Annotated in this window: 1 protein-coding gene; it reads left to right on the top strand. The window is 51.6% G+C overall.

Translation table 11 applies throughout. From position 1 onward, the window contains the following. The first annotated feature begins 643 nt into the window (after window positions 1–643). Window positions 644–16,162, top strand: a complete 15,519-nt coding sequence (locus AB204_RS17280; protein WP_047964623.1) for a non-ribosomal peptide synthetase — start codon at window positions 644–646, stop codon at window positions 16,160–16,162. Window positions 16,163–16,219 lie beyond the last annotated feature (57 nt).

Below are 16,219 nucleotides of genomic sequence, written 5' to 3' on the forward strand. Positions count from 1 at the left end.
GCAAGAATAAATACCTATATAGAATAAAACCCCACCAGCAACAGAGGGTTGTTGATTAATTGTTACTGATAAATATTAATTTTTTTTGTGAAGGGGAATGCTGAAATATTGCAAGGGTAACTGTAGCCCTGCAATCTGAAACCGCAGAACAAGCCAAGCTCTGGATTCAGCAGCAAATGGATAAGCCGACAACGTTTTTAAAGGAAAACCCACATCAGATTACATTGCTCCGTTTAACGACTAAAAACATTATTCACTCTCTAAATTTAAATCAAATATTAATGCTAAATGGGAAAAATACAGCAGGGACTTAGTGCTCATACCAGTAGATATAATTAATAGATCTATTTCTATTTAGTTATGTAATTCAGCGTCGATTAATAAAAAATGGAATAACTTCTTCCGGTTTATCAAATAAACCATTTATTCCTCTGTCCGGAAATTATTGTCACCCCATTTTGGGGTATGCAGTTATTAGCCGGTCTATGACATCCAGCGCCTGAGAGAAAATATTGCCTGAGTATCTTTCGATGCTCGATAGGCCCTTTGTTATTTCTCCGAAACGTAAAAGAAAAACATTTGTGATGGTTGCTGGAAATAACCGTTTTCAAATATCCAATAGATTCGTTGAGGTAGTAAGCAGATGAAAGATAGTATTACCGGCAAGGAAAATCCCCTTAGAGTAGGGTTGCTGGAAACATGGAACGCCACGGAAACCCCATATCCTGACCATATAGGTATTCATCAGTTGTTTGAACAACAGGCAGAGAAAACCCCAACTGCCACCGCGTTAATCGATGAGACCCAGACCCTGAGCTATGCGGAACTGAACGCCCGAGCCAACTTGCTGGCTTGTCAACTGATTGAACAGGGGATTTGCCCGGGTGACCATGTAGCGATTCTGCTAGAACGCTCAATTGAACTGGTGGTGGCTCAATTAGCTATCCTTAAGGCTGGTGCGGTTTATGTCCCTGTCGATCCCAACGTACCGGATGAACGGAAAAACTGGCTGATAAACGATAGTGCCGCCAAATTACTGCTGACGGATATGCAGACGGAGATCCCGGCTGAATGGGGTATCCCGCGGTTCCGTTTTACCGGCGAGACAGAACCGATCCGGGCAGAAGAACATCGCAATCCTGATTTATTGGGAGCCAGTACAGCGCCGGCGTATATCATGTACACCTCCGGTTCGACAGGTATCCCAAAAGGGGTTATCGTGCCCCATCGTGCTGTCGTCCGGTTAGTTATCAATAATGGCTATGCTGACATTGAACCCAGTGACCGGATTGCTTTCGCCGCGAATCCGGCTTTCGATGCCAGCACCTTTGAAGTCTGGGCGCCGTTGCTCAACGGTGCTGCGCTGGTGGTTATTGATCATACCACGTTGCTGACACCGCAGGATTTTGTCCGGGCGTTACAGGCGCATCGTATTACGGTCCTGTGGATGAGTGTCGGGCTGTTTAACCGGCTGGCGGAGGCGCTATCCCCAGTGCTGCCTCAACTTAACATGCTGCTGGTCGGGGGAGATGTCCTCGATCCGCATATCATTGCTCAAGTGCTGCGTAAAAACCCACCCAAAAAGTTATTGAACGCCTACGGTCCGAGTGAGGGAACCACGTTTACCACGACTTACCACATTCACGGATTAACATCGGATACGACTTCTATTCCTATTGGTCGGCCTATTGCCAACACCCGGATTTATTTGCTGGATACTGATGGTCAGCCGGTGCCATTGGGGATGACCGGTGAGATTTATATCGGGGGTGACGGCGTGGCCTGCGGTTATCTTAACCAACCTGAACTGACCGCTGAACGCTTTCTCACCGATCCATTTAGCGATAAACCGAATGCGCGTATGTACCGGAGCGGAGATTTGGCCCGCTATCTGCCGGACGGTAATCTGGAATTTCTGGGCCGTAACGACCAGCAGGTAAAAATCCGCGGTTTCCGGATTGAACCGGAGGAAATTGAGGCTCGACTGGTGGAATATCCGGCGATACGTGAAGCGGTGGTGCTGGCGTTAGGGGAGGGACAGGATAAACAACTGGTTGCCTATGTACTGACCCAAGAGAATGACGGATTGGCCGCTCGCCTGCGTGAACACCTGAGTGAACGGTTGCCGGATTATATGGTACCGGTGGCTTTTGTGCGTCTGGATGAATTCCCATTGACGCCGAATGGTAAATTGGATCGCCGGGCGTTGCCGGCACCGAGGGAGGACGCCTTCGCCCGTCAGGTTTATGAAGCGCCGCTAGGAGAGAAAGAGATTGTGCTGGCGACCCTTTGGCGCGAATTACTGAGTATTGAGCAAATTAGCCGACATGACAGTTTCTTTGCGCTGGGCGGCCACTCTTTGCTCGGCGTACGGATGATTGAACGCCTGCACAGTCTGGGATTGACACTGGCCGCCCGTAACCTGTTCCAGTGCCCGACGCTGTCAGAACTGGCCCGGACACTGGAACAACATCAGGCCGTCGTGGTGCCGCCGAATGTCATTACTCCAGCAACTACCGTGCTGACACCGGCAATGTTGCCGCTGATTGATCTGACCCAGTCTGAGATTGATCACATTGTTGAACAAGTGCCGGGTGGGATCGCTAATATTCAGGATATCTATGCGCTGTCACCGTTGCAGGACGGTATCTTGTTCCATCATCTGCTGGCGAAGGAAGGTGACCCCTATCTGCTGGCCTATCCGATGATTTTTGCTGACCGTGCGCTGCTGGATCGCTATCTGGCGGCAGTGCAACAGGTGGTTAATCGCCATGATATCCTGCGAACCGCATTTATCTGGCAGGGATTATCTGCACCGGCGCAGGTGGTTTGTCGTCAAGCGCCTTTATCGATCACTGAACTGACTTTGGATCCGGCTGACGGGCCAGCGGGTGAGCAATTGGCTCACCGTTTTGACCCACGCCAGTATCGTTTTGATCTGAGTCAGGCCCCATTGTTGCGTTTTGTAGTAGCACAAGAAGCCGTGGCGCAGGAAACTGATGGCCGCTGGCATGTGCTGCAATTACAGCATCACCTGATTGGCGACCATACGACAATGGAAGTGATGCACCGCGAAGTACAGGCCTGTCTTGCCGGACAGAATGACAACCTGCCTGTACCGATGCCTTTCCGCAATCTGGTGGCGCAGGCCCGGTTGAATGTCAATCAGGCAGAGCATACCCGTTTCTTTACCGACATGCTGGCTGACGTGGATGAGCCAACATTGCCGTTTGGCCTGACCGAGGTGCATCGTGATGGTTCGCAGGTCACACAATCGCACCGGATGTTATCACCGGAGTTAAACAACCGCCTTCGTCAGCAGGCAAAACGTCTGGGTGTCAGTGTGGCAACATTGTGTCATCTGGCCTGGGCGCAGGTGCTGTCACGGGCCAGCGGGCAGAATAAAGTGGTGTTTGGTACTGTGCTGTTCGGGCGCATGGCGGCGGGGGAAGGGGTTGACAGCGGCATGGGGCTGTTTATCAATACCTTGCCGCTGCGACTGGATATGGATGATACACCGGTGCAGGACAGTGTTCGGCTGGCACAGTCCCGGCTGGCCGGCTTGCTGGATTATGAGCATACTTCACTGGCGCAGGCCCAACGTTGCAGTGGGGTAGCGGGTGGCACGCCACTGTTTAGTGCCCTGTTGAACTACCGGCATAATGAGCAGCCGCTGATCCCACATCAGGTTGTACCGGGTATCGAATTCCTGGGTGAACAGGAGCGGACTAACTATCCGTTGGTGCTGTCGGTAGAGGACGGGGGTTCTACTCTGGGGCTGACTGCGCAGGTAGTACAGCCGTTTGAGCCGGATCGGGTATGTGGTTATATGCAGCAGGCGCTGACCAGTCTGGCAGAAGCGCTGGAGCAGGCACCAGAAACACCGGTACGGGATCTGAATATTTTACCTGAAACGGAACGTGCGTTATTGCTGGAAACCTGGAACGCGACGGAAACACCGTATCCTGAGCAGTTATGTATTCATCAGTTGTTTGAACAGCAGGCAGAGAAAACGCCGGTTGCTACCGCGCTGATAGCGGGAGATCAAACCCTCAGTTATACGGAGCTGAATATCCGTGCTAACCGGCTGGCTCGTCAGTTAATTGAGCAAGGGGTTTATCCGGGTGAGCATGTTGCGATCTTGTTAGAGCGATCCATTGAGCTGGTCGTGGCTCAGTTAGCTATTCTCAAGGCGGGTGCTGTTTATGTTCCGATTGATCCTGGCGTACCGGACGAGCGGAAGAACTGGTTGATAAAAGATTGTTCAGCTAAATTGCTGCTCACCGATATGCGGGCTGATATTCCGGCTGATCTTCTGGCTATTCCGTTATTTCGTCTCTCTGGCGAGATGAGCACCATCAGGGAAGAAGATCGCCTCAATCCTGACTTACCCGCTTCCAGTACCGGATCAGCGTATATCATGTATACCTCTGGCTCTACCGGTACACCAAAAGGCGTGGTAGTGCCTCATCGTGCGGTGGTTCGGTTGGTTATCAATAATGGTTATGCTGAAACCGGACAGGATGACCGAATTGCCTTTACCGCTAATCCGGCTTTCGACGCGAGTACCTTCGAAGTCTGGACCCCTTTGCTCAACGGTGGCGCGCTGGTGGTCATCGACCACACTACCTTGTTGACCCCACAGGCGTTTGTACAGGCTTTACAGGTTCATCGGATTACGGTTTTGTGGCTGACGGTTGGGTTGTTTAACCGACTGGCAGCGGAGTTGTCTCCGGTTCTCCCACAGATCAATATCTTGATTGTCGGAGGGGATGTGCTTAATCCGCATGTGATCGCTCAGGTCCTGCGTAATAGCCCGCCTCAGCAGTTATTGAATGGCTATGGGCCGAGTGAGGGAACGACGTTTACCACGACATACCGTATCACTGAAATGCCGGTAGGGACGACAAAGCTTCCCATTGGTCGGCCAATCGCTAACACACGCCTCTATTTGTTGAACGCTTATGGCGAACCCGTGCCACTGGGGGCGATCGGTGAAATTTATATTGGTGGAGACGGTGTGGCCTGTGGTTATCTTAATCGCCCTGAACTCACCGCTGAACGCTTCCTGCTTGATCCTTTTAGTGATCAGCCGGATGCGCGCATGTACCGAACCGGAGATTTGGCCCGCTATCTGCCGGATGGCAATCTGGAATTCTTTGGCCGTAATGATCAGCAGGTCAAAATCCGTGGTTTTCGGATTGAGCCGGGGGAAATTGAAACTCGGTTGAAGGAGTACCCTGCGGTACGTGGGGCTGCGGTGCTGGTGCTGGGTGACGGGCAGGACAAACGGCTGGTCGCCTATATAGTAGCGCAAGCAGATGATGGATTAATCAACAACCTGCGTGCCCACTTAAGCGCAATCTTGCCTGATTATATGGTGCCGGCGGCTTTTGTACGTCTGGATGAATTCCCGTTGACGCCGAATGGTAAACTGGATCGTCGGGCATTGCCGGTGCCGGGAGAGGAAAACTTAGCCCGTCAGGTCTATGAAGTGCCGCAAGGGAAAACTGAAATGGCCTTGGCGGCTATCTGGCGCGAGTTGTTGGATGTTGAGCAAATCAGTCGGTATGACAATTTCTTTGCTCTGGGTGGTCATTCGTTGTTGGCGATGCGGGTGATGAACCGTGTCGCGGCTTTAGGTGCCGAACTGCCGCTGACCACATTGTTTAAAGCGCCTGCTTTGCTGGCCTTTGCTAAGGTGGTTGATGAGCATCTCAATGAACAGAATGGGGCATTGCCCGTCATCACACCGACACCTCATGACGGAGCACTACCCCTGTCATTTGCGCAACAGCGTCTGTGGTTCCTGGCGCAGTTTGAGGGGGTTAGTGATACCTATCATATTCCGTTGGCACTGCGTTTACGGGGCCAGCTTGATATTCATGCCTGGCAGCAGGCGCTGAATCACCTGTTTGCCCGCCATGAAGCATTACGTTCCGTTTTTATCACAGTCAATGAGCAGCCTCAGGTTGAACTCCTGCTGGCGGACTTTGGTCTGCCGATGAAAAAATACGATCTGCGTAAAGCTCCGGAGGTGGATGAGCGGCTTAAGCGTTTGTGCGAGCAGGAAGCTAAAATGCCGTTTAATCTTGCCTGCGGTCCCTTAATTCGTTCTGTTCTGATACAACTGACTGACGATGAGTATATCTTCCTGCTGACCCAACACCATATTGTGTCCGATGGCTGGTCTTTAGGGATATTGAAATCAGAACTGAATGCATTTTATTCGGCCTGTCTAAACCAACAGCCTGATCCGTTGCCGCCGTTGGTGATCCAATACCCTGATTATGCTGCATGGCAGCGTCAGTGGCTGTCGGCAGAGAGGGTTCAGATTCAATCCGATTATTGGCGAATGGCGTTGGCTGACGCGCCAGTCTTGCTGGATTTGCCAACTGATCGACCACGTCCGCCTGAACAGCTGTTTGCCGGGAACCTGTGGCCTATCAATCTGGACGCAGAGTTAACGGCATCCCTTAAGCGTCTGAGTGAACAACAGGGGGTCACGTTATTTATGACCTTGCTATCAGCCTGGTCAATAGTCTTGTCTCGTTTATCCGGTCAGGATGATTTGGTTATCGGTACACCCAGTGCTGGTCGCAGCCGTCAGGAAGTGGAATCCTTGATTGGTTTCTTTGTTAATACTTTGGCGTTGCGTATCGACTTATCGGGTGAACCTAATGTGACGGAGTTGCTGGCGCGTGTGCGGCAAACCGCGCTGGCGGCACAGGAGCATCAAGATTTACCGTTTGAACAAGTGGTAGAAATTGTACAACCACCGCGTAGGCTGGCGCATACCCCGTTGTTTCAGGTGATGTTTGCCTGGCAGAGCAATGAGATTGTGGAATGGAGATTGCCGGGGCTGACAATTTCACCGGTCGATCAAGCCTTTGATGTCGTTAAGTTTGATCTGGAACTTAACTTGTTTGAAGAGGAAGACCGGATTGTCGGTTATCTCGGTTATTCAACCGCCCTGTTTGATCAATCGACAATCGAACGACATGTTGGATATTTGCACACAATACTGCAAGCGATGGTCGCTGACATTCAGCAGCCGGTCGGGGAAATGAATATTCTGGCACCAGTAGAGCGCCAGTTGTTGCTGGAAACCTGGAATGCCACAGAAACCCCATATCCTGACCATGCCTGTATTCATCAGTTGTTTGAACAACAGGTAGAGAAAACACCAGGCGCTACCGCGCTGATAGCGGGAGATCAAACCCTCAGTTATACGGAGCTGAATATCCGTGCTAACCGGCTGGCTCGTCAGTTAATTGAGCGTGGAATTTATCCGGGTGAGCATGTTGCGATCTTGTTAGAGCGTTCCATTGAGTTGGTCGTGGCTCAGTTAGCTATTCTCAAGGCGGGTGCTGTTTATGTTCCGATTGACCCTGGTGTACCGGACGAACGGAAGAATTGGTTGATAAAAGATTGTTCAGCTAAATTGCTACTCACCGATATGTGGGCTGATATTCCGGCTGGTCTTCTGGCTGTTCCGTTATTGCGTTTCTCTGGTGAGATAAGCCCCACCAGGGAAGAAGATTACTTCAATCCTGACTTACCCGCTTCCAGTACCGGATCTGCGTATATCATGTATACCTCTGGCTCTACTGGCACACCAAAAGGAGTGGTAGTACCTCACCGTGCGGTGGTTCGGTTGGTTATCAATAATGGTTATGCTGAAACCGGACAGGATGACCGGGTTGCCTTTACTGCTAACCCGGCTTTCGACGCGAGTACTTTCGAAGTCTGGACGCCTTTGCTCAACGGTGGTGCGCTGGTGATCATTGACCACGCTACTTTGTTGACACCTCAGGCGTTTATACCGGTTTTACAGACTCATCGGATTACTGTCCTATGGCTGACGGTTGGGTTGTTTAACCGATTAGCAGCGGAGTTGTCTCCGGTTCTTCCACAGATCAATATCTTGATTGTCGGAGGGGATGTGCTTAATCCGCATGTGGTTGCTCAGGTCCTGCGTAATAGCCCGCCTCAGCAGTTACTGAATGGCTATGGGCCGAGTGAGGGAACGACTTTTACCACGACATACCGTATCACTGAGTTGCCAGTAGGGACGAAACAGCTTCCCATTGGCCGGCCAATCGCTAACACACGCCTCTATTTGTTGAACGCTTATGGTCAGCCTGTGCCACTGGGGGCGACCGGTGAGATTTATATCGGTGGAGACGGCATTGCCTGTGGTTATCTTAATCGCCCTGAACTCACTGCTGAACGCTTCCTGGTTGATCCCTTTAGTGACCAACCGGATGCGCGCATGTATCGAACCGGCGATTTGGCCCGCTATCTGCCGGACGGCAATCTGGAATTTCTGGGCCGTAACGACCAGCAGGTGAAAATCCGTGGTTTTCGGATTGAACTGGGGGAAATCGAGGCGCGCCTGATCGAATACCCGGCGGTGAGTGAAGCGTTGGTACTGGCGTCGGGTGATGGTCAGGATAAGCGCTTAGTTGCCTATGTGGTGACAGATAATATAGTGGCAAAAGCGGATAACGGGCTGGCCGCCAGTCTGCGTGAATATCTGAGTGATATTTTACCGGATTATATGGTTCCGGCAGCTTTTGTACGTCTGGATGAATTCCCATTGACACCAAATGGTAAATTGGATCGCAGAGCGTTGCCGGAGCCCGATCAACATGCTTTTGCCCGCCAGGTTTACGAAGCGCCGCAAGGGGAAATTGAGAACCTGCTCGCTACTATCTGGAGTGAATTACTGGAGATTGAGCAGATTAGCCGGCACGACAGCTTTTTTGCCCTGGGGGGCCACTCGCTGTTGGCAGTAAGGATGATTGAGCGTTTACGGAGTATGGGGTTAGGCATCTCAGTACAAGCGTTATTCCAGCATCCGACATTGAATGTGCTGGCTCAGTCTTTGTCTCAGCATTGTGAGATCAAGGTGCCTGATAACGGTATTACACCGGATACGTCTGTGTTAACACCGGAGATGTTGCCGCTGATTGACCTCACTCAGGATGAAATTGACTGTATTGTTGATCAGATACCGGGTGGGCTGGCTAACATTCAGGATATCTATGCTCTGTCACCGTTACAGGATGGCATTTTATTCCACCATCTGCTGGCAAATGAAGGCGATCCTTATCTTCTGTTAACCCAACAGGCTTTTGCGGATCGGTCTTTGCTGGATCGTTATCTGGCCGCGGTTCAACAGGTGGTTGATCGCCATGATATCCTGCGGACCGCTTTTATCTGGGAGGGATTATCAGCTCCGGCTCAGGTGGTTTGTCGTCAGGTTCCCTTATTCATCACAGAACTGACTCTCAATCCGGCTGACGGATCGATCAGTGACCAACTGGCCCAACGCTTTGATCCGTGCCAGCATCGTATTGACCTGAGTCAGGCACCATTGTTGCGCTTTGTTATTGCTCAGGATACTGATGGACGCTGGATCCTGCTGCAACTGTTACATCACCTGATTGGTGACCATACCACGCTGGAAGTGATGAACAGCGAAGTGCAGGCGTATCTCACCGGACAGGGAGACAGCTTGTCTGCGCCAGTACCTTTTCGTACTTTGGTCGCTCAGGTTCAATTGGGAATCAGTCAGGAAGAACATACCCGTTTCTTTACCGATATGCTGGCGGTGGTGGATGAGCCAACGCTGCCATTCGGATTGACGGAAGTACACCATGACGGCTCGCAGGTGGCGGAATCGCACAGAATGCTGACGCCTGAATTGAATAACCGTCTGCGTAATCAGGCCCGGCGTTTGGGCGTCAGTGTGGCGGTATTGTGTCATGTGGCCTGGGCACAGGTGTTGTCGCGTACCAGTGATCAGAAGCAAGTGGTGTTTGGCACGGTGCTGTTTGGGCGTATGCAGGCTGGCGAAGGCGCTGACAATGGCATGGGGCTGTTTATTAATACTCTGCCGTTACGGTTAGATATAGATGAAACCCCGGTGCGGGAGAGTGTACAGGCCGCCCATAGCCGATTGGCAGGGTTATTAGCGCATGAACATGCATCACTGGCGCTGGCTCAACGTTGCAGTGGGGTAGCCAGTGGGACACCGCTGTTCAATGCACTGTTGAATTACCGGCATAATACCCAGCCGGTCACGCCGGATGAAATCATCAGCGGAATTGAATTCCTTGGCGCACAGGAACAGACCAACTACCCGTTTGTGTTGTCGGTAGAGGATGGGGGTTCCGATTTGGGGCTGACGGCTCAGGTAGTACAACCCTTTGATCCGGAAAGGATATGCGGTTACATGCAGCAGGCTTTGGAGAGCCTGGCAGAGGCACTTGAACGGGCGCCGGAAACGCCGGTACAGATGTTGGAAATCCTGCCGGAAACTGAGCGTACATTGTTGCTGAAAACCTGGAATGCGACTGAAACAACCTATCCTGACCAACTGTGCATTCATCACCTGTTTGAACAACAGGTGGAGAATGCCCCGGACGCCACAGCGCTGGTCTATGAAAACCAATCCATTAGCTATGCGGAATTGAATATCCGTGCTAACCGACTGGCGCATCAGCTTATCGCGCTGGGTGTCGTGCCGGATCAACGGGTAGCGATTTGCGTGGCAAGTTCACCGGCGCGGATAGTGGGGCTGTTGGCAATATTGAAAGCGGGTGGTGCCTACGTGCCGCTGGACCCCGCTTATCCGGGTGAGCGTCTGATTCATATTTTGACCGATGCTGCACCGACTATTTTGTTGGCAGATAATACCGGACGTTCAGTATTAAATGAGCAAATACTTTCGCAGCATGTTGTTCTTGATCCGAGTTCATCGCCTGATCAGCCGGACACCGCTCAACCAGATAATAATCCACACGTTGCTGAGTTGACCTCCGGTCATCTGGCTTATGTGATTTACACCTCCGGCTCGACGGGTACGCCGAAAGGCGTGATGGTGGAACATGGCGGGCTGGTCAACCTTATTCAGGATAAAATCGCCCAGTTCGCCGTTCATTCCCATAGCCGGATGTTGCAATTCGCTTCATTTGGTTTTGATGCCAGTGTCTGGGAAATCATGATGGCATTAGGCAGTGGTGCCAGTCTGGTTATTCCTGACAATGCTATTCGTCAGGAGCCGGGATGTCTCTGGCATTATCTGGAAGAACAATCGGTGACGCACGCTTGTTTGACACCTGCGCTGCTGCGGGATGGTGCGGATTTACCGGCAATAACGATCAAACCAACATTAATACTGGGCGGTGAGGCCCCTAGTGTGGCCTTGCTTCAGGCACTGAGTGGCCGGGCAACGGTATTCAATGCCTATGGCCCGACAGAAATCACCGTTTGCGCCACCGCCTGGCGTTGTCCATCAGACTATCAGGGCGGGTTCATTCCTATTGGACGTCCGACGGCCAACACCCGGATTTATCTGCTGAATGCCCTCAGCCAGCCAGTGCCTTTGGGGGCGGTGGGTGAGCTGTATATTGGGGGGGCCGGTGTTGCCCGTGGTTATCTCAATCGTTCTGAACTGACCAGCGAATGTTTCTTGGCTGATCCGTTTAGTGATGGCACTGATGCCCGGATGTATCGCACCGGAGATTTGGTTCGCTACCTGCCGGACGGCAATCTGGTATTTGTCGGCCGTAATGACCAGCAGATTAAAATCCGTGGTTTTCGGATTGAACCCGGGGAAATTGAAGCTAGGCTGACAGAACATTCCGCGGTACGTGAAGCGCAGGTATTAGCATTGGGTGATGGGCAGGATAAACGTTTGGTCGCTTATGTGTTAGCAGAATCGGATGACGGATTGGCAGCGAGCCTGCGTGAGCATTTGAGTGCTCTGTTACCGGATTATATGGTGCCTGCGGCTTTCGTCTGTTTGACCGCATTCCCGCTAACCGCTAACGGCAAGTTGGATCGCCGGGCATTGCCAGCTCCGGGAGAGGAAGACTTTGCCCGTCAGACTTATGAAGCTCCGCAAGGAGAAATAGAGACGGCGTTAGCGGCTATCTGGCGTGAGGTGTTAGGGGTTGAACAGATTAGTCGACATGATAACTTCTTCGCGTTGGGGGGCCATTCGTTGTTGGCTGCGCGGGTGATGAACCGGGTAGCCGCTTTCGGTGCTGAGCTACCGCTTGTTACCTTGTTTATGTCACCCTCTCTGGCTGCTTTTGCGGAGAGGATCTACGCACAATGTACCTACGCACAATGTAATGAGGATAGTGACAGGTTGCCTGAGATTACTCCGGTATCCCGCGATAATGCTCTGCCATTGTCGTTTAGCCAGCATCATCTGTGGTTCATCTCGCAGTTTGAAGGGGTGAGTGATACCTACCATATTCCTGTAATACAGCATTTGCGTGGTCAGTTTGATATCGATGCCTGGCAGCGGGCGCTTAATGCTCTGTTTGCTCGCCACGAAGCCTTGCGTTCTGTCTTTGTGACGGTTGATGGTCAACCCCAGGTCGGGCTATTGCCGACGGAATCCGGTTTGACCATGAAGAAATATGATCTGCGAGGCACACCTGACGCGGACGGAGAACTTAAGCGTTTGTGTATGGAGGAGTTTGGGCTATCGTTTGATCTTGCACAGGGGCCATTAATCCGCTCCAGTTTGATCCAGCTGGCAGACGATGAGTATGTATCTCTGCTGACCTTGCATCATATTATTTTTGATGGCTGGTCTTTAGGGATACTGAAATCAGAGCTAAGTGCCCTCTATACGGCTTTTGTGACAGGTCAACCTGATCCACTACCACCTTTGATGATTCAGTATCCTGATTATGCTGCATGGCAGCGTCAGTGGCTTTCGGTTGAACGCTTACAGTCTCAATCTGACTATTGGCGTACCATGCTGGCTGGTACACCGGTACTGCTTGATTTACCAACCGATCGGCCACGTCCTCCTCTACAGTCGTTTATAGGGAGTTCATTGCCCATCAATCTGGATGAGGCGTTAACGAAATCCCTCAAGCGCCTGAGTGAGCAGCAGGGGACAACGTTATTCATCACCATTCTGTCAGCCTGGGCGATGGTTCTGTCGCGCCTGTCAGGTCAGAGTGATCTGGTTATCGGCACACCTTGTGCCGGCCGTGGGCGTCAGGAAATTGAATCCCTGGTGGGTTTCTTTGTCAATGTATTGGCCTTACGTATCGACTTATCGGGCACGCCGGATGTGACGGAATTACTTGCGCGTGTGCGGCAAACGACGTTGGCGGCACAAGATAACCAGGATCTGCCGTTTGAACAGGTGTTGAAAATTGTGCAACCGCCGCGCAGACTGGCGCATACGCCGCTGTTTCAGGTGATGTTTGCCTGGCAGAACAATGAGAAAATAGAGTGGAAATTGCCAGCGCTGGAAATTTTGCCGGTTGATCAGCTTTTTGATGTGGTCAAGTTTGATCTTGAACTTAACCTGTTTGAGGAAGACGGCAGAATTGTAGGTAGTCTGAATTATGCAACGGCCTTGTTTGATCAACAGACAATCGAACGGTATGTGGGTTATCTGCACACCGTATTGCAAGTGATGGTGGCTAACCCACAACAACCTGTCAGGGAAATTGATATTTTGTCACCGGCGGAACGTAGGCTGTTATTGGAAACGCGGAATGCGACTGAAACAGCCTATTCTGAACAGGTGTGCATCCACCAGTTGTTTGAACAACAGGTGGAGAAAACCCCAGATGCTACAGCGGTGACACATCAGGCGCAGATCTTCAGCTATGCGGAACTGAATGTTCAGGCTAACCGGCTGGCTCATCAGCTTATCTCTCTGGGGGTAGTGCCGGATCAGCGGGTGGCGATTTGTGTGACACGTTCGCCAGCGATGGTGGTGGCGCTATTGGCTGTACTGAAAGCGGGTGGCGCCTACGTACCACTGGACCCCGCCTATCCGGGTGATCGTCTCGCTTATATGCTGAATGATGCCGCCCCGTTAATCGTACTGGCGGATAATACCGGGCGTGCTGCTTTGGGTGAAGAAGCACTGGCGAAATTCACCGTACTTGACCCGAATACTCTGCCTGACCAGCCGGACAACAGTCAACCGGACAACAATCCGCAGGTTCCTGCGTTAACGTCACGGCATCTGGCCTATGTGATTTATACTTCCGGCTCGACCGGTACACCGAAAGGGGTGATGGTTGAACATCGTGGGCTGGTCAACCTTATCCGGGATAAAATCAGCCAGTTTGACATTCATGCCCACAGCCGGATGCTGCAATTCGCCTCATTTGGTTTCGATGCCAGTGTCTGGGAAATCATGATGGCATTGTGCGGTGGCGCCACTCTGGACATTCCTGCCGATACGGTTCGTCAGGACCCGCTCCGCCTTTGGCATTATCTGGAAGAACAGGCGGTGACTCATGCCTGCCTGACACCAGCTCTGCTGGGGGATGGCGCAGATTTACCAGAGATAAACATAAGACCAACATTGATACTGGGCGGAGAAGCGCCTAGTGCGGCGCTAATTCAGGCACTGCATGGACGGGCCACGCTGTTCAATGCTTATGGCCCGACAGAAATCACGGTATGTGCCACCACCTGGCGTTGCCCGGCAGATTATACCGATACATTAATTCCTATCGGACGTCCGACAGCCAACACCTGTGTCTATCTGCTGGATGCCTGCGGCCAGCCGGTTCCATTGGGAGCGGTAGGGGAGCTGTATATTGGTGGTGACGGTGTAGCACGTGGCTATCTCAATCGCCCTGATCTGACCGCTGAACGTTTCCTGACTGACCCGTTTAGTCGGACACCGGATGCACGGATGTACCGCACCGGGGATTTGGCCCGCTACTTGCCGGATGGCAACCTGATATTTATTGGCCGCAACGACCAGCAAGTTAAAATCCGGGGATTCCGGATTGAACCGGGAGAGATTGAAGCCCGGCTGACGGAGTACCCGACGGTGCGTGAAGCTATCGTACTGGCTCTGGGTGATGGTCAGGATAAACGTCTGGTGGCTTATGTGGTGGCACCAGCGGAAGCTGGACTGGCTACCTGTTTGTATAGCCATCTGAGAGCACTGTTGCCTGACTACATGGTGCCGGCGGCTTTTGTCCGTCTGAACGCCTTTCCGCTGACCCCTAACGGTAAGCTGGATCGTCGGGCGCTGCCGGAACCTGATCAGAATGCCTTTGTTCATCAAGCCTATGAAGCGCCTCAGGGGGAAGTTGAGATCGCATTGGCTGCTATCTGGCGTGAATTGCTGGAGGTTGAGCAAATAGGCCGGTATGACAATTTCTTTGCGTTGGGTGGACACTCGCTGCTTGCTATGCGGATGATAAACCTTGCCGCAGGCCGTGGTTTGATGTGTACATTGAATGACCTGTTCCAATTCCCTGTGCTGGCTGAACTGGTATCAAAAATCACATTAGATCCACTGTCCCAGCCGCAAAGCAGTGCGATACCTGTGCGGCCCTTCGGAACGGAGCCACCGCTATTCTTTGTGCCCAGCGGTATGTATGATTACTCCTATGTCTTTGGATTAGCACAACATATTCAGTCTGACTATCCGATTTACGCCTTACCCTGGCCGTCCATCAATGAAGAGCCGATATCGACTATTGAGGAGTTGGCTGCCAAAATGATCACCTTTATGAAGGCGGTTCAACCGGAAGGCCGATATCGGATCTACGGTTACTCTTCTGGTGGTGTATTGGCTTATGCCATTGCCCAGCAACTTTTGAACGCCGGTGAGACCGTCGATTTTCTGGGTTTGATTGATACGCCTGCCCCTCACTGCTTTAAGCAGCAGGTTATTAAACCAAAGCTTCATTTTCTTGTTGAACTGGCAAAACAGTCGGGCGGGGAACATGAAGAGGAGATTACGGTATTGCATCAGAGAATTGATAAACTGAATTTGGTGCAATTTATTGCTGCGGCGCAGGAACTGGAACTATATCCGGCAAATCTGCGTCCTGACTTGATCGCAAAACGCTGGGAACAGATGGTAAATTATATGCAAATGGTCAAGGAATATGAACCACAGGCATTGGCAATAACGCTCCACCAGTTCTATGCGACAGAATCTTATCCGCAGCTCCCTTTCGTTACGGAAGAACTATTACCTTCCTTGAGTATGGAGCCGTCGTTAGGTTGGAAGCAGGTCGTGCCTGATTCTTCACTCCGGCTAACATCTGTACCGGGCGACCACTTTAGCCTGATGGAGGATAGTGAAAATAAAACCATTTTGGCTAATACCTTAAGTATGGCGTTAAATTAACCTGATTGTTACTCGCGAGACCAGCAAGGCTGGTCTCGCATGTTTGGTGAGGATTAA

Origin of the sequence: Xenorhabdus khoisanae (assembly GCF_001037465.1) — a bacterium.
In the GTDB taxonomy this organism is placed as follows: Bacteria; Pseudomonadota; Gammaproteobacteria; order Enterobacterales; family Enterobacteriaceae; genus Xenorhabdus; species Xenorhabdus khoisanae.